A 22,992-nucleotide genomic window follows, 5' to 3' on the forward strand; every position below is an offset into this window, starting at 1 on the left:
GGAGTGCGGTCATGGCCGCCACACCGTTCTGGCAGGCAAAGGGGATCTGCCCCCGCGCAACGACCCACTCGGGCGTTCACCAATACATCGCGGTAAGCTCGCGCTCGCCTCAGACCTCAGCAACAGCTAGCGAACCGGCGCAACGGGCAGGCTATCGTCCGTCCGCGATGCGCCGTTGCCTCGCGGCGCTGACACCCCGGCACCGCCTGACTGCGACGGAGACGGCGCCACCGCGGGCCGCACCGGCGCTATGGGAATCGCGCGATTGTCTTGCGTACCACCGCTGTAAGTGGGGCGCGGCGGGCGCTGCGGATCCACTGGCGGCGTGTAACCGCCCTGCCCCCACCCGTAGCCCGGCGGCGGGCGGCGGTGCGGGGGCACGGCGCCCCAGGGCTCAGGCTGAACCACGATCACGTCGGCCGGGGGCTGCTGGCCGCAGGCGAGGGCGGCGTTGTAGCGCGCGGTGCGGATCTGCTCGGCCGTGGCGGTGTTGCTTCGCGCGCGAAAGTCGGCGTCGGCGCGCGCGGCGCGGCATTCGGCCGTCTCAGCCGGCGAAGCGGGTGCCGGTGGCCTGGCCGCCTCGATCAGCGCCGCCTCCCGCCGCTGGGCTTCGCGCGCCTGCGCCGCCTGCTCGCGCTGCTCGGCGCGGCGTTCGCGGGCTTCCTGCGCTGCTTGCGCGTCTTGGCGCAACTCTTCTTCGGTGCGCTTGGGCACCACTAGCGCGCCGTTCTTGCACGGCTGGTCGGTGTAGAGGACTTTACCGGTCGCCGGGTCGGTGCAGCGAATGGCTTGGGCGCCGGCCGCCAAGGGCAGCGCCAGCAGCAGCGCGGTCGAAACGGTCGGTTTCATGGCAATGTCTCCGTTCAGGCGGTCGTCGGGGCCGGCGGCTAAGGGCTTGCATGCGCACTTACCGCCGCGTAGCGTGGGCCAAGTATGCTCGGCACCGCAATATGTATAACGCGCGAAGGCCCTTGCACGCCTACGCAGCCGGATTCGCCATGCCCGCCCTGTTGATTCGCCTGATGCCATTCTTGGGCCACCCGATGCCCAAGGGCCCGTTGCTGCGCAATGAAGCGCTGGCGGGGCTGACGGTCGGGCTGATGATGATTCCGCAAAGCGTGGCGTATGCGCAGCTGGCGGGCATGCCGCCGGTGACGGGCATCTACGCATCGATCCTGCCGGCGCTGGTGGCGGTGCTGTTCTCTTCGTCGCAGCGCCTGTCCGTCGGGCCCACCGCGTTGTCTGCCCTGTTGATTGGCGCCTCGCTGACCGGCATGGCTCAGCCAGGCAGCGCCGAATGGATTCAGCTGGCCGTTTGGCTGGCGCTGCTGTCGGGGCTGATGCAGGTTGTGCTGGGCTGGGCGCACTTCGGTTGGCTGCTGAATGTGGTGAACGCGCCGGTGCTGATGGCCTTCACGCAGGCCGCGGCGGTGCTGATCATCGCGTCGCAGCTTCCGCCCATGCTCGGCTTTTCTGGCGATTGGCGGGCGATGTGGCAGGCCCCGGCGGTCGACTGGACGGCCGCCGGCTTCGGCGTGGCCACGCTGGCGCTGCTGATGGGCGTGCGGCGCTGGAAGCCGGGCTTTCCGACGGTGCTGGTGATCGTGCTTGCGAGCGCCGCCATCAGTCGCTGGATCGGATTTGAAGGCCACGGCGGCAAGGTGGTTGGGCCTTTGCCCAGCGGCCTTCCCGGGTTGCATGTGCCGGGCTGGCCGGGCTGGGACACGCTGGGCAAGTTGGTGATGCCGGTGCTGGTGATCACCTTGGTCAGCTTTCTGGAGACCGCGTCCTCCGCCAAGGTGGACAGCGAGCGCAAAGGCGAGCGCTGGAATCAGGACCAAGACCTCATCGGCCAGGGCCTGGCCAAGCTGGCGTCCGGCTTCTCGGGCGCCTTCGCCACCAGCTCATCGTTTTCGCGCTCGGCGCTCAACCTCTACGCGGGCGCGCAGACGGGCTGGGCGACGATCTTCTCGACGGTGGTCGTGCTGATGGCCTTGCTGTTTTTCACGCCGGTGCTGCGGCCGGTGCCGCATTCGGTGTTGGCAGCCATTGTGGTGGCAGCGGTGGTGGGCTTGCTCAAGCCGCGGGAGTTCTCGCGGCTTTGGCGCATTTCCAGGGTGGAAGCGGTCATTGCCCTGCTGACCTTCGCCGTCACGCTGGCAGCCGCGCCTGCGCTGTACTGGGGGGTTCTGACTGGGGTCCTGATGTCGCTGTCGCTGTTCCTGTACCAGCGCCTGCACCCACGCATCATCGAGATCGGACTGCACCCCGACGGCAGTCTGCGTGACCGGCACTTGTGGCATCTGCCACCCCTGGCGCCGCACACACTGGCATTGCGCATGGATGCGGCGCTGGACTTTGCCACCGCCGGCCAGTTCGAGCGCTACGTGAGTGAGTGGCTGAGCGCGCACCCTGGCACGCAGGATATATGTTTGTTCGCTCAGCCCATCAACCGCATCGACGCCACGGGCACTGAAGTGCTGCTGCGCCTGATGAGCCAGTTGCACCACCAACGCATCACCTTGCACTTCAGTGGAATGAAGCTGCCAGTCGAAAAAATGCTGCTTTCAGCCGGCGCCTTGGCGCCGCAGCCTTGGTTGCACCTGTACCGCACGGACGGCGAAGCCATTGAGGCGCTGCGCCGATTGAACCTCCCGCCGGCAGCGCCAGACCCGTCGGATTTGCCAGGCGCGGCTATTTAGAGAACTTATGAAGGAATCGCTCTTTCCCGCCCGTACAACAAGCGCCGGCAGCTATCTTTATTGAAGCAAGAAAGCGCCGAAAGCCAGCACCGTGCCCATCAGGTCACAGCGCCCCAGCGCCATGGCTCTGGGCGTTTCAGCCTCGTCGCCACCGCCTGTGCCAGCCCAAGGCCGGCAAGGCCAGTGCCAACGCCAGCAGCCCCCAACCACCCAGCAGCGGCACCGGCGCGACGCCGGCCACATTGATGGTCAGCGTCTTGGCCGTCGGATCGAGCGTGGCAGCCAATGCCGTCTCCACTACGCCGAACACAATGCCATGCGCATCATCGCCCGATTCGCGCAGGCTGATGCTGGACACGCCAGCCGGCAATGAAAAGAAGGTGTACCCCTGTGAAGTTGCCGGCGACACCGGATTGGTGGAGATAACAGTGCCCGTCAGCCCCAACGCAGCGGGGTTGGTGCCGATGTTGGTGTCCTGCCCATCCAGATAAGCGTAGAAATTGGTGCCAAAGGCGTCGCCATTGCCGATCACCGATAGAGGCACGCTTGAAGTGGTGGTCTGGTTGTCCAGCGTTGAACCGCCCAGGCCGGCGACTCCGAACACATAGGTGTAGGTGGTGGTGGCCGTAGCCAATGCGGTGGCCGTGGCTGGCGCGCCGTTGTTGCGGAATTCCCAGGTCGAATCGCGCGCCGAAGGCATGCTGATCTCGTCAAGGTACCTGGTGGGATAGGTCACGCTGGCGTTGAACAGTGTCGATGTGACGGTCGCAACCGACGGCTGCCAGGTGGACCAGACGTTCGCGCCCGAGTCCACGGTACCCACCACCGCCAAGTTCGGGTGGCCCGCAGTGGGCAGCGCTGCCGTTGCCGTTCTGCTGTTGTTGAGCGCGGTGGCCACAGCGCTCTGGTTGGTCAGGAGTGTGACCGTGTTGGTATTGCCCGTGCCACTGTCCTGCACCTGAAAGGTGAAGCTGCTGTAGGGCGCGCCAGACGCGCCTGCAACCGGCGTGTAGCGGAGCAAACCGCTGGCGATATCGGTCGCCGCGACCAGCGCCCCCGCCATCACTGGCACGCCGTTCAGTGTGAGCGCACCCTGGGCGGGCAGCGTCGTGATCTTGACCGCCTGGAGCGTGTCGCCCGGTGCATCATTGGGATCGCTGAACCCGAAATCTGCAACCTGGAAGGTATAGGTACTGTCCTGACTGGTGGACACGGCGCCCGAAGTGCCCGACGGCGCGTGGTTACCGGCCAATGCCGGCATCGCCGTGCACACGATGGCTGTGGCCAGCAAGGCCCTTGCCAGACGCGAGGCACTCGGCGTGCAATCAGATTTGTGCATGTTAGGCATGTCCAATCGTAAGGAATCGCGTCTTATCGGCCTGTGGCAAGGCCATTGGGTCGCTCCGCAACGCGCAAAACATCACGGTACGCGCCATCAACCCTTGCGCAGATCAGACGCCAGACATGCCTGAGACAGCGACACCGCAGCGCTGTTACAGGATGGTCAAGCGGGCGACGCGGCGCACAGTGCTCGAAGAAACGGGGCGGGTCAGGGTACGGGTGTACGCACGCTTGGATTGCGGCGCGGGTGGTGCGGATCGCCGGTTTGTGAAGCATTCGCTACGGCGTTTTGAGCCGCCAGCTCAGGCTTTGGCTGCAGCTTCAACCCATAGATGAATCACAAGCCAATGGCCGCTCAGCGCTTGCACAATGAGCGCCAAACGCTACAGCTTCAGTAGCAATCAAGTGTGCCCGACGATGTTCGCCGTGGCCATCAGGTCTTCCAGCAGCGCCATCGACACCTTGCCCGAGACGGCGTAGGGATCGAGCACAGCCCGTTCAGAGTACTTCAGCAGCACGCTCGCGTTCACGCGGCCCACGTCGACCAGGCCCATGCTCCAGCCGCCGAAGCGGCGCTCCAGGATTTCCTCGAAGTGCAGCAGCAGCACGTCTTTGTGGCGCGGGTCGCGCTGGATGGTGCCGTACAGCTCGCTCACGGTTTGGCGGCCGCCCTCGATGGCCTGCATGAACACGCCGCCGCCGTATGCCAGCACGCCAGTGATGCCGTTAGCCTGGTTGTGTTGCCGGGCAGAGGCGAGGATGCCGCTGACCACCGCGGGCGAGGTGTCCACGGCGCGGCTGGCGTAAAGCAGACGGACCAGCATGCTCAACTCCTCTGCGGAATCAGGGAAAGAAACTCGCGGCGCAGGTTCATGTCTTTCAAGAACACGCCGCGCATGACCGAGTTGATCATCTTGCTGTCCATGTCCTTCACGCCGCGCCACGCCATGCAGAAATGCGTGGCCTCCATGACCAGCGCCAGCCCATCGGGCTTGGTCTTGGTCTGAATCAGGTCGGCCAGTTGCACCACGGCTTCTTCCTGGATCTGCGGGCGACCCATGATCCATTCGGCCAGGCGCGCGTACTTCGACAGGCCGATGACGTTGGTATGTTCGTTGGGCATCACGCCGATCCACAGCCGCCCGATCACGGGGCAAAAATGGTGGCTGCAGGCCGATCGCACGGTGATGGGGCCGACGATCATCAGCTCGTTCAGGCGCTCGGCGTTCGGGAATTCGGTGATCGTGGGCGGCGCGACGTAACGGCCCCTGAAGACCTCCGTCAAGTACATCTTGGCCACGCGGCGCGCGGTGCTGCGCGTGTTGTGGTCGTCGGCAGTGTCGATCACCATGCTGTCCAGCACGCCCTGCATCTGGTGCGTCACTTCGTCCAGCAGTTTGTCCAGCTCGCCCGGCTCGATGAACTCGGCGATGTTGTCGTTGGCGTTGAAGCGCCGCTTGGCTGCCTGCAGGCGCTCGCGGATCTTCACGGACATGGGAACGCCTTGATCGGACGGATCGGGCGCGGCAGGCAGATCGGGTTCGGGCTTCATGGTGTGGGGCGATGGTAGCAGCATTGCCTTATGAACAAAAACGCCGCTTGCGCAATCACCGCCTGCGCAAGCAGCTACTTTTTATATAGCATCAGAAGCGCGACTCAGGCAGCGCGCCGTGCATGCGGAACTCGGCGATCAGTGGCAAATGGTCCGACATGCGGCTCCAGATGCGCCCGCGCGGCGCCGCCAAGCTGAGCGGGTGCAGCCCGCGCGCATAGATGTGGTCCAGCTGGGCTACCGGAAAGCGCGACGGGTACGTCAAGGTGCGCGGCCCTTCCAGCGCGTTGAGCGAATCCACCCCCAGCAATTGGCGCACGCGCGTGCCCCAGTCGTTGAAGTCGCCGGCGACCAGCACAGGCGCATCCAGCGGGATCTCGCGCGCCACGTAGCGGCGCAAATGAATTGCCTGGCGCACGCGGCTGGCGGGCAGCAGGCCAAAGTGCACGACGATGACATGCACGTTGACACCCGCCACTTTCAGCTCGACATGCAGCAGCCCGCGCTGCTCGAAACGGTGGTCGGACATGTCTTCGTGGCTGTACCGCACGATGGGCCAGCGCGACAGCAGCGCGTTGCCGTGCTCGCCGTCGCGCGTCACCGCGTTGGTGTGGTACACGGCCTCGTAGCCCTCGGGTGCCAGGAATTCCGCCTGCGGTTTGTCGGGCCAGCCTGAGAAGCGGCTGGCTTCTCGGCGGTTCATGGCGCGCACTTCTTGCAGGCAAACGATGTCGGCATCCAGTGTTTCGACGGCCAGCGCCAGGTTGTGGATCTCCAGCCGACGCGCCGGGCCCACACCCTGCACGCCCTTGTGAATGTTGTAGGTGGCCACCCGCAACAGATACGGATCGGCGTCCGGCGGTGCGGCGTCATCAGGGAGAAGATGCGTGGGGTTCATGCGTTCAATCCTGCGCCAGCAAAGCGCGGCAGCAGCAAACAGGCCTCGGCGTTAGATGGCGAATAGCAGCAGTCGGCCGCTTCGCGCCAGGGCAGCCAGCGGTAATGCGTGTGCTCTCTGGGGTTGAGTGTGACGCTGATGCCGGTCGGCACTCGTAGGCTGAATACGCGTTCGACGTTGCGTGTCACGCCCGGCGCGTAGCGATGCAGCCACTGGGGGTAAATGTCGTACACGTTCTGCAGTTCCCAGTCGCGCAGCAGGCAATCCGGGCCGGTGGCGTCGATACCCGTTTCCTCAAGCACTTCGCGCGTCGCGGTCTGGGCGAATGGCTCGCCCTCCTCGTCCTTGCTGCCGGTCACGCACTGCCAAAAGTCTGAGGCGCTGTCGGCACGGCGCATCATCAGCACTTGCAGCGCCGGCGTGTGGATGAGCACCAGCACGGATTGGGGAATTTTGTAGCGCATGGCCACCTCCGCGCAGCCCGCCCGCAGAATGCGCTGCCGATCCGCTCAGCCGCGTCGCATGAAGGCACGCACCAAGGGCTGCGTGCGCTGCACCATCTGCCACGCCGCGAAGGCGCGGGAGCCCAGCCGCATGAAGGCGCGTGGCCTGGCGATCACCGCGCCCAACAGCCCGGCCACGGCGACGGCGACCAGGCCCGGGTGCGCCTTCACCCACTGCGCGCCGTCGGCCACCCGGTCGGCGGCGCGAAAGACAGGCTGAACCCGCCCAGCCTTGAACGAAAGCTGGTTGCGCAAATAGTCGGATCGCAGTTTGAGCTGATCGCGCCGCGACAGGAGATCGTCGTCGACATCGATCTTTTTGCGCCTGACATGGCGAGCGGCCTGCGCGCGCGCAACCTCGTCCGGCTGCGCTGCATCATCAGGAGCAGGCGCATCCCTCACGGCGCGTCTCCGCGAAGGCGTTGCTGATCGCGGCGAAGCTCGTCGCGCGTGGCGCCAAACATCTCGACCAGGCCGCGGAGCTTGCCCTGCGCCGTCAGCAGCGCGACGATGCCGCCGCCCAGAAACAGCGCTGTGAAAACGCCCAACGCCAACAGCGGATGGCTGTCCCACAGCCAGACGGTGATCAGCAGGGCGAGAAAAATGACGCCGAACGCCGCCATGACGGCGCCCAGCACACCGACCACGCACACCAGAATCAGGCGCTGCAGGCCGATGCGGGCCTCGATGGTCAGCAGTTCGAGCCGAACTTCTGCCAGTTCGAGAACGTTCGCCAACCAGCCCCGCACGCGTCTTTCGCTGCGGCCGGAGTGGGTTGAATCGTCGGCCATGGGATGAATCAATGGATTGGGAGCTTCAGCCTTCCCTGCGAAGGCATGAGTGCTTGCGGAGCAGTCCGATCAACTCGGATCAGCGACGGCCCAGGAGCACGCCAATCAAGATGCCCAGCGCGGCGGCGGCACCGATCGACGACCAGGGGTTGTCGTGCACGTATTCGTCCGTCGCGGTGGCGGCTTGGCGTGCGCGGGCGCGCACAGCGGCGTCGGCATCGGCGAGCTTTTCGCGGGCGACGTTCAGGTTCTCTCGGGCGCGGGCACGCAGCTCGTTCACGCGGCTGTCGGTCTGGCCAGCGGTGGCCGCCAGCAGGTCTTCTGCATCGGAAATCACGCGGCGCAGGTTGGACACGAGTTGTTCTTTGGTTTCGATGGCGGAGTCCGCCAGATCAGACGTGTAAGACATGGAATTCACTCCTTCGGAACGAAAAATTCATCGTAACAGAGCGCACGGGCTGCCCACGTAGGACGGCGCCGAAGCCTGTTGCAGCACCGCCGCTTGCCGTCAGGCGCCAGCCGGATTGCGCAGACGAATGTGCAGCTCGCGCAGCTGCTTTTCGTCCACGGGGCTGGGCGCGTGCGTCAGCAGATCCTGCGCGCGTTGCGTCTTGGGGAAGGCAATCACGTCGCGGATCGACTCGGCGCCCGTCATCAGCGTGATCAGGCGGTCCAGGCCGAACGCCAGGCCGCCGTGGGGTGGTGCGCCGTACTGCAGCGCGTCCAACAGGTAGCCGAACTTGAGCTGGGCGTCGTCCGGGCTGATCTTGAGCGCCGAGAACACCTTGGACTGCACGTCGGCGCGGTGGATACGCACCGAGCCACCGCCCAGCTCCCAGCCGTTGAGCACCATGTCGTAGGCCTTGGCCAGACATTGGCCTGGGTCGGTGTCCATCAGGTCTTCGTGACCGTCCTTGGGCGAAGTGAACGGGTGGTGCACCGCCACCCAGCGGTCGCTCTCCTCGTCGTGCTCGAACATGGGGAAATCCACCACCCAAAGCGGCGCCCATTTGCTTTCAAACAGGCCGGTGCTCTTGCCAAACTCGCTGTGGCCCACCTTCAGGCGCAGTGCACCAATCGAATCGTTGACGATTTTTTCTTTGTCGGCGCCAAAGAAGATCAGATCGCCATCCTGCGCGCCAGTGCGCTGGAGGATTTCGGCAATGGCTGCGTCGTGAATGTTCTTGACGATGGGCGACTGCAGGCCATCACGGCCCTTGGCCACTTCGTTGACCTTGATCCAGGCCAGACCTTTGGCGCCGTAGATCTTGACGAACTCGGTGTATTGATCGATCTCGCCGCGCGAGATATGGCTGCCGCCGGGCACGCGCAGCGCCACGACGCGGCCGCCTTTCATGTTGGCCGCGCCCGAGAACACCTTGAAGTCGACGTCCTTCATGACTTCCGTCAGCTCGGTGAACTCCAGCTTCACGCGCAGGTCGGGCTTGTCGGAGCCGAAGCGGTAAGCAGCCTCTTGGTAGGTCATCAGCGGGAAGCTGCCCAGGTCAACGCCCAGCTGAGTCTGGAACACCTCACGGATCATGCGCTCGAAGATGGCGCGGATTTCCTGCTCGTTCAGGAACGAGGTTTCGCAGTCGATCTGCGTGAACTCGGGTTGCCGATCGGCACGCAGGTCTTCGTCGCGGAAGCACTTGGTGATCTGGTAATAGCGGTCGTAGCCAGCCACCATCAGCATCTGCTTGTACAGCTGGGGCGACTGCGGCAGCGCGTAGAACTCGCCGTCGTGCACGCGGCTGGGCACGAGGTAGTCGCGCGCGCCTTCGGGCGTGCTTTTGCCCAGCATGGGCGTTTCGATGTCGATGAATCCCTCTTTGTCGAGGAAGTTGCGCACCTGGATCGCCGTTTTGTAGCGCAGCATCATGTTGCGCTGCATGTAGGGACGACGCAGGTCCAGCACGCGGTGCATCAGCCGCGTGGTTTCAGACAGGTTCTCATCCTCCAGCTGGAACGGCGGCGTGACCGAGGGGTTCAGCACCTTCAGCTCCTGGCACAGCACCTCGATCTTGCCGCTCTTGAGGCTGTCGTTGACCGTGCCTTCGGGGCGTGCGCGGACCAAGCCTGTGACCTGCACGCAGAATTCGTTGCGCAGGTCTTCGGCCACGGCGAACATCTCGGCGCGGTCGGGGTCGCACACCACCTGCACGTAGCCCTCGCGGTCGCGCAGGTCGACAAAGATCACACCGCCATGGTCACGGCGGCGGTTCACCCAGCCGCACAGGGTCACGGTTTGGCCGGTCAGTTCTTCGGTCACAAGACCGCAATAGTGGGTTCGCATCGACATAGCTGCTTGGCTTTCAGGAATTCAGAGTTCAGGGCGGGCCGCTGCGGGGTCGGCCAGGGGATTCTGCAAGGGCGCGTCGGGCGCGGGGCCTTCGCGGGGCTGCGCGGGGCCGGTGACGCCGGGCACCTGCGGCACAGGCGCCGGCTCGCCAGGGCGCGATTCGCGCAGCGGCGGCACGACCACGCCCATCGAGATGACGTATTTGAGCGCTTCGTCCACGCTCATCTTCAGCTCGACCACATCCTTGCGCGGCACCATCAGGAAAAAACCCGACGTGGGGTTGGGCGTGGTGGGCACGTACACGCTGACGAAATCGCCGTCCAGCAGGCGGGCCACTTCGCCGCCGGGCTTGCCGGTCAAAAAGGCGATCGTCCAGGCGCCTTGGCGCGGGTACTGCACCAGCAGCGCCTTGGAAAAGGCCTGGCCAGAGCCCGAAAACAGCGTGTCCGACACCTGCTTGACGCTGGAATAAATGCTGCGCACCACCGGGATGCGCGTCATCAGCCGGTCCCACTGGCGCAGCCACCACTGGCCGAACATGTTCGCCACGAAAAGGCCCGTGGCGAAGATGACCACCGCCACCAGCAGCACCCCCAGCCCAGGTATGTGGCGCAGGCGGTCGGCCAGGGGCTCGAAGCCGGGGATCATCGCCTCGGCGGCGGCCAGCACGCCCAGGAAGATGCCGTCCAGAATGCCCAGCATCCACAGCAGCACCCAGACGGTGACGCCCATAGGCAACCACACCAGCAGGCCAGTGATGAAGTACTGCCGCAGGCGGGACATCATGGTGGGCAAAAACTCGGTGGCAGTCAGCCCTTGGCCGTGCCGCCGCCCGAACTGGGCGCCGGGGCGGGCGAAGGCGATGGCGCCGCAGCCGGTGCGGGGCTGGATGAGGCCGGAGCGGGCGAAGGGGCCGGGGCAGGCGCATCGCCCGCAGGCGCGGCTGCCGGGGAAGCCGCCACGCCGTCACCCGTGCTGGCGCCGCTCTTGCCGCCGTCACGGAAGTCAGTCACGTACCAGCCCGAGCCTTTGAGCTGAAAGCCCGCCGCCGTCACCTGCTTTTGCAAGGTGGGCTTGCCACAGGCCGGGCACACCGTCAGAGGTGGGTCCGACATCTTCTGCAGCGCATCCTTGGTGGCCCCGCAGGAGGTGCATTTGTAGGCGTAGATCGGCATGACTGGGACTCAGGCGCGCACAGGCGCGAAAAACCCATCATTATAAAACCGGCCCCGCGCTGCGCGGGCGGCGCAGCGCACACCGCAGGCGGGCGTGGCCAATCATCCAAAATCAGCACGAAATCAGCACCTGGCGCAGGCTGCACCAGCGCCAACAGCTATCAATTAGATAGTGAAGTCAGGCCGCCTTGGGCGGCAGATGTGCGGTGGCAGCGTGCTGGTTCGGCAGCCACTGCGGCGCCAGCGAGCCCGCGACCATGCCCACGAAGGCCGTCAGCAGCCCCGCCAGCTGCCCCGGAAAGGCATTGCCCCAGCCGGTGACCTGGGGGAAGAACAGCACCCACGTGCCCAGGCCCAGCAGCATCGCCAGCGCCGCGCCTTGCGTGGTGGCGCGCCGCCAGTACAGGCCCATCACCAGCGGCACGAAGGCGCCCACCAGCGGCACCTGGTAGGCGCCGGCCACCAGCTCATAAATCGACGTGCCTTCCATGGCGATGGCGTACACCAGCACGCCCACAGAAAACACCAGGATGGTCACCCGCATGGCGACCAGCGACTGGCGGTCGCTCATGCGCGGATAAATGTTCTTGAGGATGTTTTCGACAAAGCTGGTGGACGGCGCCAGCAGCGTGGCCGAAGAGGTGCTCTTGATGGCCGACAGCAGCGCGCCAAAGAACAGAATCTGCAGCCCCAGGTTCATGTGGCCCATGATGAAGGTGGGCAGCACCTTCTGGTAGTCGTTGCCCACCATGTCCAGCGCCGTGTTGCCCATGACCACCACCGCCGCGGTGACGATGAACATCGGCACGAAGGCAAACAGGATGTACGCTGCGCCGCCCACCATGGCGCCGGTTTGCGAGGTGCGCGCGTCCTTGGCCGACATGACGCGCTGAAACACGTCCTGCTGCGGAATGCTGCCCAGCATCATGGTGATGGCCGCGCCGATGAAGAAGGCAATCTCCTTGAAGGTGGGCTCGGGCCAGAAGCGGAACATGTCGCGGCTGCGGGCCAGGTCAATCACCTTGTCGGCGCCGCCAGCCAGATCGGCCGAGAAGACGGCGATCACCGTCAGGCCCACCACCAGCACGATCATCTGGATGAAGTCGGTCCACGCGACGGCCAGAAAGCCGCCTACCACCACGTACACCAGCACGGCGATGGTGCCGATGATCATGCCCAGCGTGGTCGAAATCTCGCCACCCGACAGCACGTTGAACACCAGCCCCAGCGCCGTGATCTGCGCCCCCACCCAGCCCAGGTAGCTGAGGATGATGGCCACCGAGCAGAACACCTCCACCCCCCTGCCGTAGCGCTGGCGGTAGTAGTCGCCAATGGTCAGCAGGTTCATGCGGTACAGCTTGGCCGCAAAGAAGGCGCCCACCAGAATCAGGCACATGCCGGCGCCGAAGGGGTCTTCCACGATGGCGTGCAGGCCGCCCTGCACGAACTTGGCCGGGATGCCCATCACCGTTTCGGCACCGAACCAGGTGGCGAAGGTGGTGGTGACGATCATCACCAGCGGCAGGTTGCGCCCGGCCAGGGCGAAGTCGGACGTGGTCTTGATGCGGCGGCCGGCCAGCACACCGATCATGAGCGTGCCCACCAGGTAGGCCATGACAAAGATGAAAAGCGTCCAGTTCATGCCCACCCGCCAGAGATCCGTTGCTAGAAGAAATGAATGCGTACCCAGACCCACGCCTGCATGGCCACCAGGCCCAGCAACACACCCACGGCCAGGTACAGCAAGGCGCTCAGGCGGGAATTGGCGCGGCGCTGCTCGCGCAGCATGTCGATCAGCTCAGCCTGCGTCTGCGCATACGGCCGCTGGCTGAGGTAGCCGTGCAGCAGGCGGGGCAAATCGGGCAGCATTTTGGCGTAATACGGCGCCTGGTCCTTCAATTCGTTCCAGAACCGCTTGGGACCGACCTGCTCCAGCATCCATTTCTCAAGAAAAGGCTTGGCCGTGGCCCATAGATCCAGCTCAGGGTCCAGCTGGCGGCCCAGGCCTTCCACGTTGAGCAGCGTCTTTTGCAGCAGCACCAGCTGCGGCTGGATTTCCACGTTGAAGCGGCGCGAGGTCTGGAACAGCCGCATGAGCACCATCCCCAGCGATATCTGGCTGAGCGGGCGGTCAAAGTAAGGCTCGCAGACGCTGCGGATGGCCGATTCCAGCTCGTCGATGCGGGTGTTGGGTGGCACCCACCCGCTTTCCACGTGCAGTTCGGCCACGCGCTTGTAGTCGCGCCGGAAGAATGCGCTGAAGTTTTGCGCCAGGTATTCCTTGTCGACCTGCGTCAGCGTGCCTACGATGCCGAAATCCAGCGACACGTAGCGCCCGAAGGTTGCCGGCTGCACGCTGACCATGATGTTGCCGGGGTGCATGTCGGCGTGAAAAAACCCGTCGCGAAACACCTGCGTGAAAAAGATGGTGACGCCATCGCGCGCCAGCTGCTTCAGATCGACCCCGGCCTCACGCAGGCGCTCGACCTGCCCCACCGGCACGCCGTACATGCGCTCCATCACCAGCACTTCGGGGCGGATCCAGTCCCAGAACATCTCCGGCACCATGACCAGATGCAAATCGGCCATGTTGCGGCGCAACTGGGCGGCACTGGCGGCTTCGCGCACCAGGTCCAGCTCATCGTGCAGGTACTTGTCGAACTCGGCCACCACCTCGCGCGGCTTGAGGCGCTTGCCGTCGGGCGACAGGCGGTCTACCCACGCGGCCATCATGCGGATCAGGCCCATGTCCTGGTTGATGACCTTCAGCATGCCGGGGCGCAGCACTTTCACCGCTACCTCGCGCTCGCGTCCGTTCTCGTCACGCAGGGTGGCGAAATGCACCTGCGCGATCGACGCGCTGGCCACCGGCTCCCGGTCGAAGCTCAGGAAGATCTCGCTGATCGGCTTGCGGAAAGACCGCTCGATGATGGCGATGGCCTCCTCGGCCGGAAAGGGCGGCACGCGGTCCTGCAGCAGCGCCAGCTCATCGGCGATGTCCGCGGGCAGCAGGTCGCGCCGGGTGGACAGCACCTGGCCGAACTTGACGAAGATCGGCCCCAATTTTTGTAGCGCCTCACGCAGGCGCTGCCCGCGCGGGGCCGACAAATCGCGCCCAAACGACGCGATGCGCGCGGCCAGACGCAGGTCGGGTCGCTGAAAGCTGGTCAGCACCAGTTCGTCCAGCCCATAGCGCAAGGCCACCCACACGATGTAGGCGGCGCGCAGCAAGCGCTTCATGCGTCGGCCTTGCCCTGGCCTGGCAGCTTGCTGACGAAGGTGCGCAGGGCCTGCGCCATGCTGCGGCCGATGTTGCCCAGCGTGTGCGCGGGCGCGTCGCCGATCACGCGCGACAGGTCTTCCTCGGCGTCCCAGCGCACATGGTCGACCAGCCAGTTCACCTCGGCGGCGAACTGCACGTCACCCTCGATGCGCACGCCGGGGCGTTCTCCCCGCATGGCGCTGCGCGCCAGATCCAGCGGCGACGTGTCGGTGACCGTGAGCAGCAAATCGGGCGTGGCCGCGGGCGCCAGCTCCCACAGCCCGGCGGGCGTGGCGCGCAGCTGCAGCGCAAAGTCGCGCCACTGGGCGCGCACCACGCGGCCTTTTTGCTTGACCAGGCGCGCCTGCGCCTCGGGCTCTTGCATCAGCACGTGGTTGAAGAAAAGCACCAGCCGATGCTGGACTTCATCGACCAGCCAGGCGGGCGCCTTGAGGTTGTCGGTGAGCTTGCCGAGCGCGTCGGCCAGCAAAGAAAAAGGGGACTGTGTTGCCATAGTCCCCATTATTACTGGGCAGGGCCGGCCTGGATGGCCGCCCTGCTCGCCTTGCGGGCCTTACTGCATGGCTTGAACGCCTGCCACCAGCCAGCCGCCGCGCCCGTTCTTGGGCTTGGTCATGTTCCACACTTCGCGGAACGGGCTCGGGCTGGGCGCGTTGTCTTCGCGGATCATGCCGCTGAACTCCACGCTGGCCATGTACACGTCGTCCAGCTCTTCAATGCCCAGCAGCTGCGCGTCCAGCATGACCACGTCGGTCTTGTTGGCCTGGCCGGGGGCCGTGCGTTCGCGCTCGGCCAGTTGCGACTGGATTTCAGCCAGCATGTCGTTGGTCATCATGGCGCGCAGGGCCGGGATGTCGGAGCGGTCCCAGGCGTCCTGCAGGGTGATGAAGTTGCGCTTGGCCGCGTCCAGGAAGCCGTTGATGTCGAAATCGGCCGGCACGCCCCAGCTTTGCGAGCCGCTCAGGGCCGACCCGATGATCGAGCCGCCTTGCGGCGCCGCACCCGAGTTGAACTGCGTGGCCTGCGATTCCCAAGGGCGCGCAGAGGCATCGTTACCGACGTTGGCCGGGCTGTACTGGCGCGGTGTGGCGGCAGAAGCCTGCCCCGCACCCTGGTATGCCAGCGTGTTGGCGCCCCCGCTGCGCGAGCGGCGCACCATGCCGATGACGGCCATGACCACCACGCCCAGCAGCAGGATCAGCATCAGGTTGGCAAAACCGGCGCCCAGGCCCAGCGAATTGGCCAGCCAGGCCAGGCCCAGGCCAGCGGCCAGGCCGCCCAGCATGGCGCCCCAGGGCTTGCGGGTGGCTGCCGCAGCCGTCGCACCTGCAGCGCCCGTGGCACCTGCCGCCGCCGCACCCTGCTGCGGATTGGCAGGCGCTGCCGGCGGTGTGGCCTGGCGCTGCGTCACGTTGCTGGATTGGCGGCCCATGGATTTGCCGCCGCCCATGCGGCGTGCCTCGGCGTCGAATGTGAAGGCGCCTACGAGCACGACCGCCAGAAGCAGCGTGAACAGGCGCGAAATGATGGCTTTCAATTTCATGTCTGTCTAACCTCCAATGTATGCGACAGGTGGGTGTGCCTTGCAGAAGCTCAAGTGCGCGTCAGCTGCACTTGATGCCCACGTGAAGGGCAACCACCCCGCCTGTCATGTTGTGATAGTCCACGTGTCCAAACCCATTGATCTTCATCAGCTCCTTGAGTTCCTGCTGATTGGGGTGCATGCGGATGGATTCCGCCAGATAGCGGTAGCTGTCGGCGTCGCCGGCCACCAGCTTGCCCAGCTTGGGCAGCACGTTGAACGAATACAGGTCGTAGGCCTTGCGCAGGGGGCGAGCCACCTGCGAAAACTCCAGCACCAGCAAGCGCCCGCCGTCTTTCAGCACGCGCGCCATTTCGCGCAGGGCGCTGTCCTTGTGCGTCATGTTGCGCAGGCCGAAGGCCACGGTGACGATGTCGAAGTGCCCGTCGGGGAAAGGCAGCTGCTCGGCGTCGCACACCACGGTGGGCAGGATGACGCCCGCATCCAGCAGGCGGTCGCGGCCGGTGCGCAGCATGGCTTCGTTGATGTCGGTGTGCACCACTTCGCCGCGCTGGCCCACCTTGCGGGCAAAAGCCTTGGCCAGGTCGCCCGTGCCGCCGGCGATGTCCAGCACGCGCTGGCCTTCCTGCGGGTTGGCGACCATCAGGGTGTACGCCTTCCAGGCGCGGTGCAGGCCGCCCGACATCAAGTCGTTCATGACGTCGTAGCGCGAGGCGACCGAGTCGAACACGCCGCGCACGCGGCGCGCCTTGTCCTGCTCGTCGACCGATTCGTATCCGAAATGTGTGTTGGCCATGGTGGCTGCATCCTAAGGCATCCGCACGCGGCTGCCCATGTGGGGTGATCGGGGGTTTTAAGCCAAATAGCCTTCCAGCGCAGGTGGCACCAGCGCTGGCAGCTATCAAATCAATAGTTTGATTGCGGGCCGGCCACGCGGCGCGGCAACGTTTTTTGGGCGCGGGTGGCTCAGTGCGAGTGCCCGCACGCGCCGCCGGCGGCTTCGGGCATGGGCGTGTCCCGGCCCACGCCGGCGGCGGCCAGACGCGCCTCGTAGGCCTGCCACAGGCGCTCTTGCTGCTCGCCCAGCTGGTACAGGAAGTCCCAGGTGAAGATGCCGCTTTCGTGGCCGTCGGAAAAATGCGGCTGCACGCCGTAGCTGCCCACGGGCACCAGCGCGTTGATGCCCACGTCGCGCTTGCCGGTCTGCAGCACTTCCTGACCAGGGCCGTGGCCCTGCACCTCGGCGGACGGTGAGTAAACGCGCATCAGCTCGAACGGGATGCGGAATTGCGCGCCATCGGTGAAACGCAGCTCCAGCACGCGCGATTTGGCGTGTACGGTCAGCGATTCGGGGGTGCGGCGGGTGGTGGGGGTTTCGGCCATGGCGACAAAGACTTACAGAAGAGCCGGACGCGCCGGTCGATGCCCCGATTGTGCCCCGCCCGACCGCGCGCGACGGGTGGCCACAACGGGCCCGGTGGCTCTGCTGCGCGCCCGGCCGGTAGGTATAGTGGCGCCCCAATGAACACACCTCGCCTTCAGCGCGCCGTATTCCTGCTGCTTCTGGCGGGGGTCACCATCGCCTTTCTGTGGATCCTGACGCCGTTCTTCGGTGCGGTTTTCTGGGCCATGGCGCTGGCGCTGCTGTTCAACCCGATGTTTCAGTGGCTGCGCCACCGCATGGGTGGGCGCGCCACGCTGGCGGCGCTGGTCACGCTGGTGATCGTGTTGCTGATCGTCATCCTGCCGGTGACGGTGATCGCTGGCTCGCTGGTGACGGACGTCGCTACCTTCATGCAGAAGGTGCGCGCCGGGCAGGTGGACTTCCGCGGGTACTTCCAGCAGGTGGTCAACGCCATTCCGCCCTGGGCCACCACCTGGCTGGATCGCCTGGGCTTTGGCAACCTGGAAAACATCTGGGACAAGGTGTCCGCGGGCGTGCTGCAGGGCGGCCAGTTGCTGGGCACGCGCGTGCTGGAGTTCGGGCAGAACACGTTCCAGTTCCTAGTCAACGTAGTTGTCACGCTGTATCTGCTGTTCTTTTTGCTGCGCGACGGCGTCCCGCTGGCGCGCACGCTGCGCGACGCGGTGCCGCTGGCGCCGCAGCACACGCGCTATCTGCTGAGCAAGTTCACCACCGTGGTCCGCGCCACCGTCAAGGGCAACGTGGTGGTGGCCATCGTGCAGGGTTTCCTGGGCGGGCTGGCGCTGTGGGCGCTGGGCATCAGCGGCGCGGTGTTCTGGGGCGTGGTGATGGCCTTCCTGTCGCTGCTGCCTGCGGTGGGCGCGGCCCTGGTCTGGGCGCCTGTGGCCATCTACCTGGCCGCCACGGGGCAGATGTGGCAAGGCGCCGCACTGACCGCCTGGGGCATGGTGGTGATCGGCCTGTCGGACAACCTGCTGCGCCCGCTGCTGGTGGGCAAGGACACCAAGCTGCCCGACTACGTGGTGCTGCTGACCACGCTGGGCGGCATGTCGCTGTTCGGCCTGACCGGGTTTGTGATTGGCCCGACCATCGCCGCCATGTTCATGGCTTGCTGGGCGGTGTTCACCCGCAGCGAGCACGACGCCGAGGAGAACCACCGCAGCCAGCACAGCCACACCGCCACGGGCCACCAGGCCCCGTCGGCCAAGGCGGGCAGCAAGCCCGTGCCGATGCACGCCGTGGAGCCCCAATGGCTGGAAGACGGCCCCATTCAGATGCTGGACGAAGACCGGCAAGGGCCGCGCACGGTGCCGATGCCGCCCCCGGCGCCCGGCCCCACCCACGGCGCCTGAGCGGCCCGCGCTCCCGGGTTGGCCGCCGCGCGGGGCCGATCACCCCAGCGCCGGGCCCGTTTACACCAGCACGCGCTCTATGCCGCCGGCGTTGGCCTTGTCCACGTACTCGCGCATCCAGTTTTCACCCAGGATGGCACGCGCCATTTCGATGACGATGTAGTCGGCCTCCAGCAGGCCGTTTTGCAGATCGTCTTCGTAGCGCTGCAGGCCCTGCAGGCAACTGGGGCAGCTGGTCAGGATCTTCACGTTGGCCTTGGGTGCCACCGCCCCGCTGTCGCGCAGCGCGGCCTCGCCCAGGCGGATTTCCTCTTGCTTGCGAAAGCGCACCTGGGTGGAAATGTCGGGCCGGGTCACGCCCAGCGTGCCGCTTTCGCCGCAGCAGCGGTTGCTTTTCAGCACCTGCTGGCCCACCAGCGCCTTCACGGTCTTGGTGGAATCCTGCAGCTTCATGGGGTTGTGGCAGGGCTCGTGGTACAGGTAGGCGCCCTGGTCGGGCGCGGGCAGCGTGATGCCTTTTTCCAGCAGGTATTCGTGGATGTCGATGATGCGGCAGCCCGGAAAGATCTTGTCGAACTGGTAGCCCGCCAGCTGGTCGTAGCAGGTGCCGCAGCTCACCACCACCGTCTTGATGTCCAGGTAGTTCAGCGTGGTGGCCACGCGGTGGAACAGCACCCGGTTGTCGGTGATCATTTTGTCGGCCTTGTCGAACTGGCCGCTGCCGCGCTGCGGGTAGCCGCAGCACACGTAGCCCGGCGGCAGCACGGTCTGCACGCCCGCATGCCACAGCATGGCCTGCGTGGCCAGGCCCACCTGGCTGAACAGCCGCTCGGACCCGCAGCCGGGGAAGTAGAACACCGCCTCCGTATCGGCCGTGGTGGCCTTGGGGTTGCGGATCACCGGCACGTAGTCGCGGTCTTCGATGTCCAAGAGCGCGCGCGCCGTGCGCTTGGGCAGGCCGCCCGGCAGCTTCTTGTTGACGAAGTGAATCACCTCTTCGCGCAGCGGCGGCGTGCCCACGGTGGCAGGCGGGTGCTGCGTCTGGTGGCGGCCGGCCACCTTGAACAGGTCCACCGCGGCGCGCTGGGCCTTGAAGGCCACGCCGGTCATGGCGGCGCGCGTGGTGTTGATGACGCGCGGGTCGGTCGCGTTCAGGAAGAACATGGCCGCGGCGTTGCCGGGGCGGAAGCTCTTCTTGCCCATCTTGCGCAGCAGGTTGCGCATGTTCATGGTGACGTCGCCAAAATCGATCTTCACCGGGCAGGGCGACAGGCACTTGTGGCACACCGTGCAGTGGTCGGCCACGTCTTCAAACTCTTCCCAGTGCTTCAGGCTGACGCCGCGGCGCGTCTGCTCTTCGTACAGGAAGGCCTCGATCAGCAGCGAGGTGGCCAGGATCTTGTTGCGCGGGCTGTACAGCAGGTTGGCGCGCGGCACGTGGGTGCTGCATTCGGGCTTGCATTTGCCGCAGCGCAGGCAGTCCTTGATGCTGTCGGAAATGGCGCCAATGTCGCTTTGCTGCATGATGATCGACTCATGCCCCATCAGCCCGAAGCTGGGCGTGTAGGCATTGGTCAAATCGGCCTTCAGCGCCCGTCCATTCAGCGCAAGCTGATCGTTATTTCGTAGCAACTTGCCTCGGTTGAAGTGGCCGTTCGGGTCCACCTTTTGCTTGTAGGCGGCAAAGGGCGCCAGCTCGGCGTCGCTCAGGTATTCCAGCTTGGTGATGCCGATGCCGTGCTCGCCGCTGATCACGCCGTCCAGGCGGCGCGCCAGCGCCATCACGCGGTCGACCGCCTCGTGCGCGGTCTGCAGCATGGCGTAGTTGTCGCTGTGCACCGGGATGTTGGTGTGCACGTTGCCGTCGCCCGCGTGCATGTGCAGCGCGATCCACACGCGGCCCTTGAGCACGCGCTGCTGCACGTCGCCCAGTGCTTTCATCAGCGGCTCGAAATCGGCGCCGGTGAAAATGTGCGCCAGCGGCTCGCGGATCTGGGCCTTCCAGCTGGCGCGCAGGCTGTGGTCCTGCAGCTGCGGGAACAGCGTTGCCACGTCGCGCAGCCAGCCTTGCCACAGCGCGCGCGTGTCCTGCACCACGGCCAGCGCCTGGGCCACGCGCTCTTCCAGCAGCTCAGGCGAGGGCGGCTCGGCGCCCTGCTCGGCGCGGCCCAGCGGCAGGTTGCCGCGGGTGAGGAACTGCTCCAGCTCGTCGGCCAGCTCGATCTTGTTGCGCAGCGACAGCTCGATGTTGATGCGCTCGATGCCGTCGGTGTATTCGGCCATGCGCGGCAGCGGAATCACCACGTCTTCGTTGATCTTGAAGGCGTTGGTGTGGCGGCTGATGGCGGCGGTTTTCTTGCGGTCGGCCCAGAACTTCTTGCGCGCGTCGGCGCTGACGGCGATGAAGCCCTCGCCCGAACGCGAATTGGCGATGCGCACCACCTCGCTGGTGGCGCGGGCCACGGCGTCGGCGTCGTCCCCGGCGATGTCGCCGATCAGCACCATCTTGGGCAGGCCGCCGCGCTTGGATTTGGTGGTGTAGCCCACCGCGCGCAGGTAGCGGTCGTCCAGGTGCTCCAGCCCGGCCAGCAGCACGGGCGAGCCGGCGGCGCTGCTGCGCCTGGCCTCGGCGAACATGAAGTCCTTGATCTCGACGATGCTGGGCACCGCGTCCTTGGCGTGGCCGAAGAACTCCAGGCACACGGTGCGCGTGTGCTCGGGCATGCGGTGCAACACCCAGCGCGCGCTGGTGATCAGGCCGTCGCAGCCCTCTTTTTGCACGCCCGGCAGGCCCGCAAGGAACTTGTCGGTCACGTCCTTGCCCAGCCCTTCCTTGCGGAAGATGGCGCCGGGGATGTCCAGCCGCTCGGTGCGCTGCAGGTGCTTGCCGCTGGCGTCGAAGTACTGCAGCTCGAAGCTGGCCACTTCGGCATCGTGGATCTTGCCCAGGTTGTGGCCGATGCGGGTGACTTCCAGCCAGCCGCCGTCGGGCGTCACCATGCGCCAGCTGGCCAGGTTGTCCAGCGCCGTGCCCCACAGCACGGCCTTCTTTCCGCCCGCGTTCATGGCGATGTTGCCGCCAATGCAGCTGGCCTCGGCGCTGGTCGGGTCGCAGGCAAAGACCAGGTCGGCCGCCTCGGCGGCGTCGGCCACGCGCTGGGTGACCACGCCCGCTTCGGTGTGGATGGTGGCCACGTCGTGGTCCAGCCCCGGCAGGCGCAAGCGCTCTACCTTGCCCAGCGTGATCAGCTTTTCGGTGTTGATGACGGCGGTTTTCCAGTCCAGCGGAATCGCCCCGCCCGTGTAGCCGGTGCCGCCCCCGCGCGGGATGATGGTCAGCCCCAGGTCGATACAGCCTTTGACCAGGCCCGCCATTTCGGCCTCGGTATCGGGGGTGAGCACCACCAGCGGGAATTCGACCCGCCAGTCGGTGGCGTCGGTCACGTGGCTGACGCGCGACAGGCCGTCGAACTTGATGTTGTCCTTGTGCGTGTGCTTGCCCAGGGCGCGCGCGGTGCGGCGGCGCAGCTCGGCCACCTTGTCGAAAGAGCGGTCGAACGCATCGACGACGGCGGTGGCCAGCACCAGCAGCTCGGCCACCAGTGCGTCGCGCGTGGCGTCGTCCTGCGGGGTGCGGCGCTTTTCAATTTCGGCCAGGCGATGGCGCAGGGCGTCCACCAGCGCGGCGCGGCGGCGCGGGTTGTCCAGCAGGTCGTCCTGCAGGTAGGGGTTGCGGCGCACCACCCAGATGTCGCCCAGCACTTCGTACAGCATCCGCGACGAGCGGCCGGTGGCGCGTTCGCTGCGCAGCTCGCTCAGCAACGACCAGCCGCGCTCGCCCATCAGGCGGATGACGATCTCGCGGTCGGAGAAGCTCGTGTAGTTGTACGGGATCTCACGCAGGCGCACGGGCGCGGCTGCCTGGGCTGTCAGCGTCGCCAGCGCTAGCGGAACATTCATGGAATCAACCTGGGTTGGGCGCGGTGGGCGCCCTCGTGCCTCGGGGGCAGAATTTTATGCGACGGCCCCTGCACGGGCGGTTTAGGGGTCAATTGAGCCCCCAGCGCTTATCCGACCAGCGCCAGCAGCTATCATTTTTGAATCAAAAAGACAGCCGCGGCGCG

The 22,992-nt window shown here is 66.0% G+C and carries 21 protein-coding genes; 2 read left to right on the forward strand and 19 right to left on the reverse strand.

Annotation, left to right across the window (positions count from 1 at the left end; genetic code table 11):
* Positions 1-126 precede the first annotated feature (126 nt).
* On the reverse strand, positions 127-849 hold the full coding sequence (locus C6570_RS16675; protein ID WP_106704218.1) for a hypothetical protein: 723 nt from the start codon (positions 847-849) through the stop codon (positions 127-129).
* Between the two features lie 149 nt (positions 850-998).
* Here C6570_RS16675 and C6570_RS16680 point away from each other — a divergent pair, with 149 nt between their 5' ends.
* Entirely contained in the window at positions 999-2,702 is a 1,704-nt protein-coding gene (locus C6570_RS16680) for a SulP family inorganic anion transporter (RefSeq protein ID WP_106704219.1), read from the forward strand.
* Between the two features lie 136 nt (positions 2,703-2,838).
* On the opposite strand, the gene C6570_RS16685 is transcribed toward C6570_RS16680, so the two are convergent.
* The 17 genes from C6570_RS16685 to C6570_RS16765 all read right to left on the reverse strand — a co-directional run bounded on the left by C6570_RS16685 (position 2,839) and on the right by C6570_RS16765 (position 17,473).
* Positions 2,839-4,041: a hypothetical protein gene (locus C6570_RS16685; protein WP_123812287.1), complete on the reverse strand. Its 1,203-nt coding sequence runs from the start codon at positions 4,039-4,041 to the stop codon at positions 2,839-2,841.
* A gap of 403 nt (positions 4,042-4,444) precedes the next feature.
* Positions 4,445-4,867, reverse strand: a complete 423-nt coding sequence (locus C6570_RS16690) for a BLUF domain-containing protein (protein WP_106704221.1) — start codon at positions 4,865-4,867, stop codon at positions 4,445-4,447.
* A 2-nt stretch (positions 4,868-4,869) separates the two neighbouring features.
* Positions 4,870-5,595 (reverse strand): GTP cyclohydrolase I, encoded by a 726-nt coding sequence (gene folE / locus C6570_RS16695; RefSeq protein ID WP_106704222.1) that lies wholly within the window; start codon positions 5,593-5,595, stop codon positions 4,870-4,872.
* A 91-nt stretch (positions 5,596-5,686) separates the two neighbouring features.
* Entirely contained in the window at positions 5,687-6,493 is an 807-nt protein-coding gene (locus C6570_RS16700; protein WP_106704223.1) for an endonuclease/exonuclease/phosphatase family protein, read from the reverse strand.
* A complete protein-coding gene (nudB, locus tag C6570_RS16705) occupies positions 6,490-6,957 on the reverse strand; it encodes a dihydroneopterin triphosphate diphosphatase (protein ID WP_106704224.1) in 468 nt (155 codons plus the stop codon). Before nudB ends, C6570_RS16700 begins: the two co-directional genes overlap by 4 nt.
* A 45-nt stretch (positions 6,958-7,002) precedes the next feature.
* Positions 7,003-7,398 (reverse strand): YqjK family protein, encoded by a 396-nt coding sequence (locus C6570_RS16710; RefSeq protein WP_106704225.1) that lies wholly within the window; start codon positions 7,396-7,398, stop codon positions 7,003-7,005.
* Positions 7,395-7,787, reverse strand: a complete 393-nt coding sequence (locus tag C6570_RS16715) for a phage holin family protein (protein WP_106704226.1) — start codon at positions 7,785-7,787, stop codon at positions 7,395-7,397. Before C6570_RS16715 ends, C6570_RS16710 begins: the two co-directional genes overlap by 4 nt.
* Before the next feature lie 79 nt (positions 7,788-7,866).
* Complete coding sequence (locus C6570_RS16720; RefSeq protein ID WP_106704227.1) at positions 7,867-8,196, reverse strand: ElaB/YgaM/YqjD family protein; 330 nt, start codon at positions 8,194-8,196, stop codon at positions 7,867-7,869.
* A gap of 99 nt (positions 8,197-8,295) precedes the next feature.
* Positions 8,296-10,089 carry an aspartate--tRNA ligase gene (aspS, locus tag C6570_RS16725; RefSeq protein ID WP_106704228.1) on the reverse strand — a complete coding sequence of 598 codons (1,794 nt, stop codon included), beginning with the start codon at positions 10,087-10,089 and terminating at the stop codon, positions 8,296-8,298.
* 21 nt (positions 10,090-10,110) lie between these two features.
* A complete protein-coding gene (locus C6570_RS16730; RefSeq protein ID WP_425437933.1) occupies positions 10,111-10,872 on the reverse strand; it encodes a DUF502 domain-containing protein in 762 nt (253 codons plus the stop codon).
* 26 nt (positions 10,873-10,898) lie between these two features.
* Entirely contained in the window at positions 10,899-11,264 is a 366-nt protein-coding gene (locus C6570_RS16735) for an FmdB family zinc ribbon protein (protein WP_106704230.1), read from the reverse strand.
* 178 nt (positions 11,265-11,442) lie between these two features.
* Complete coding sequence (locus tag C6570_RS16740) at positions 11,443-12,906, reverse strand: high affinity choline transporter 1 (protein WP_106704231.1); 1,464 nt, start codon at positions 12,904-12,906, stop codon at positions 11,443-11,445.
* 23 nt (positions 12,907-12,929) lie between these two features.
* Positions 12,930-14,504: a ubiquinone biosynthesis regulatory protein kinase UbiB gene (ubiB, locus tag C6570_RS16745; RefSeq protein WP_106704232.1), complete on the reverse strand. Its 1,575-nt coding sequence runs from the start codon at positions 14,502-14,504 to the stop codon at positions 12,930-12,932.
* Complete coding sequence (locus C6570_RS16750; RefSeq protein ID WP_106704233.1) at positions 14,501-15,040, reverse strand: hypothetical protein; 540 nt, start codon at positions 15,038-15,040, stop codon at positions 14,501-14,503. Before C6570_RS16750 ends, ubiB begins: the two co-directional genes overlap by 4 nt.
* 60 nt (positions 15,041-15,100) lie before the next feature.
* The gene (locus C6570_RS16755; protein WP_106704234.1) at positions 15,101-16,090 is read right to left on the reverse strand and encodes a Tim44 domain-containing protein; all 990 of its coding nucleotides are present in this window, start codon (positions 16,088-16,090) and stop codon (positions 15,101-15,103) included.
* Positions 16,091-16,151: 61 nt separating this feature from the next.
* Positions 16,152-16,886 (reverse strand): bifunctional demethylmenaquinone methyltransferase/2-methoxy-6-polyprenyl-1,4-benzoquinol methylase UbiE, encoded by a 735-nt coding sequence (ubiE, locus tag C6570_RS16760; RefSeq protein WP_106704235.1) that lies wholly within the window; start codon positions 16,884-16,886, stop codon positions 16,152-16,154.
* Positions 16,887-17,056: 170 nt separating this feature from the next.
* Positions 17,057-17,473, reverse strand: coding sequence for a gamma-butyrobetaine hydroxylase family protein (locus tag C6570_RS16765; RefSeq protein ID WP_106704236.1), 417 nt, complete (start codon positions 17,471-17,473; stop codon positions 17,057-17,059).
* A gap of 138 nt (positions 17,474-17,611) precedes the next feature.
* Between C6570_RS16765 and C6570_RS16770 the strand changes: the two genes are divergently transcribed.
* Positions 17,612-18,868, forward strand: coding sequence for an AI-2E family transporter (locus C6570_RS16770; protein WP_106704237.1), 1,257 nt, complete (start codon positions 17,612-17,614; stop codon positions 18,866-18,868).
* Between the two features lie 60 nt (positions 18,869-18,928).
* Here the strand turns inward: C6570_RS16770 and C6570_RS16775 are convergent, their stop codons facing one another.
* Positions 18,929-22,828, reverse strand: a complete 3,900-nt coding sequence (locus C6570_RS16775) for a DUF3683 domain-containing protein (protein ID WP_106704238.1) — start codon at positions 22,826-22,828, stop codon at positions 18,929-18,931.
* Positions 22,829-22,992 lie beyond the last annotated feature (164 nt).

Origin of the sequence: Ottowia oryzae (assembly GCF_003008535.1) — a bacterium.
Lineage (GTDB): Bacteria > Pseudomonadota > Gammaproteobacteria > Burkholderiales > Burkholderiaceae_C > Ottowia > Ottowia oryzae.

What these genes read in the sequence shown, in the direction of transcription:
- C6570_RS16675 (WP_106704218.1), bottom strand. Translation starts at nt 849, where the DNA reads ATGAAACCGACCGTTTCGACCGCGCTGCTGCTGGCGCTGCCCTTGGCG.
- C6570_RS16680 (WP_106704219.1), top strand. Translation starts at nt 999, where the DNA reads ATGCCCGCCCTGTTGATTCGCCTGATGCCATTCTTGGGCCACCCGATG.
- C6570_RS16685 (WP_123812287.1), bottom strand. Translation starts at nt 4,041, where the DNA reads ATGCACAAATCTGATTGCACGCCGAGTGCCTCGCGTCTGGCAAGGGCC.
- C6570_RS16690 (WP_106704221.1), bottom strand. Translation starts at nt 4,867, where the DNA reads ATGCTGGTCCGTCTGCTTTACGCCAGCCGCGCCGTGGACACCTCGCCC.
- folE (WP_106704222.1), bottom strand. Translation starts at nt 5,595, where the DNA reads ATGAAGCCCGAACCCGATCTGCCTGCCGCGCCCGATCCGTCCGATCAA.
- C6570_RS16700 (WP_106704223.1), bottom strand. Translation starts at nt 6,493, where the DNA reads ATGAACCCCACGCATCTTCTCCCTGATGACGCCGCACCGCCGGACGCC.
- nudB (WP_106704224.1), bottom strand. Translation starts at nt 6,957, where the DNA reads ATGCGCTACAAAATTCCCCAATCCGTGCTGGTGCTCATCCACACGCCG.
- C6570_RS16715 (WP_106704226.1), bottom strand. Translation starts at nt 7,787, where the DNA reads ATGGCCGACGATTCAACCCACTCCGGCCGCAGCGAAAGACGCGTGCGG.
- C6570_RS16720 (WP_106704227.1), bottom strand. Translation starts at nt 8,196, where the DNA reads ATGTCTTACACGTCTGATCTGGCGGACTCCGCCATCGAAACCAAAGAA.
- aspS (WP_106704228.1), bottom strand. Translation starts at nt 10,089, where the DNA reads ATGTCGATGCGAACCCACTATTGCGGTCTTGTGACCGAAGAACTGACC.
- C6570_RS16730 (WP_425437933.1), bottom strand. Translation starts at nt 10,872, where the DNA reads ATGTCCCGCCTGCGGCAGTACTTCATCACTGGCCTGCTGGTGTGGTTG.
- C6570_RS16735 (WP_106704230.1), bottom strand. Translation starts at nt 11,264, where the DNA reads ATGCCGATCTACGCCTACAAATGCACCTCCTGCGGGGCCACCAAGGAT.
- C6570_RS16740 (WP_106704231.1), bottom strand. Translation starts at nt 12,906, where the DNA reads ATGAACTGGACGCTTTTCATCTTTGTCATGGCCTACCTGGTGGGCACG.
- ubiB (WP_106704232.1), bottom strand. Translation starts at nt 14,504, where the DNA reads ATGAAGCGCTTGCTGCGCGCCGCCTACATCGTGTGGGTGGCCTTGCGC.
- C6570_RS16750 (WP_106704233.1), bottom strand. Translation starts at nt 15,040, where the DNA reads ATGGCAACACAGTCCCCTTTTTCTTTGCTGGCCGACGCGCTCGGCAAG.
- C6570_RS16755 (WP_106704234.1), bottom strand. Translation starts at nt 16,090, where the DNA reads ATGAAATTGAAAGCCATCATTTCGCGCCTGTTCACGCTGCTTCTGGCG.
- ubiE (WP_106704235.1), bottom strand. Translation starts at nt 16,886, where the DNA reads ATGGCCAACACACATTTCGGATACGAATCGGTCGACGAGCAGGACAAG.
- C6570_RS16765 (WP_106704236.1), bottom strand. Translation starts at nt 17,473, where the DNA reads ATGGCCGAAACCCCCACCACCCGCCGCACCCCCGAATCGCTGACCGTA.
- C6570_RS16770 (WP_106704237.1), top strand. Translation starts at nt 17,612, where the DNA reads ATGAACACACCTCGCCTTCAGCGCGCCGTATTCCTGCTGCTTCTGGCG.
- C6570_RS16775 (WP_106704238.1), bottom strand. Translation starts at nt 22,828, where the DNA reads ATGAATGTTCCGCTAGCGCTGGCGACGCTGACAGCCCAGGCAGCCGCG.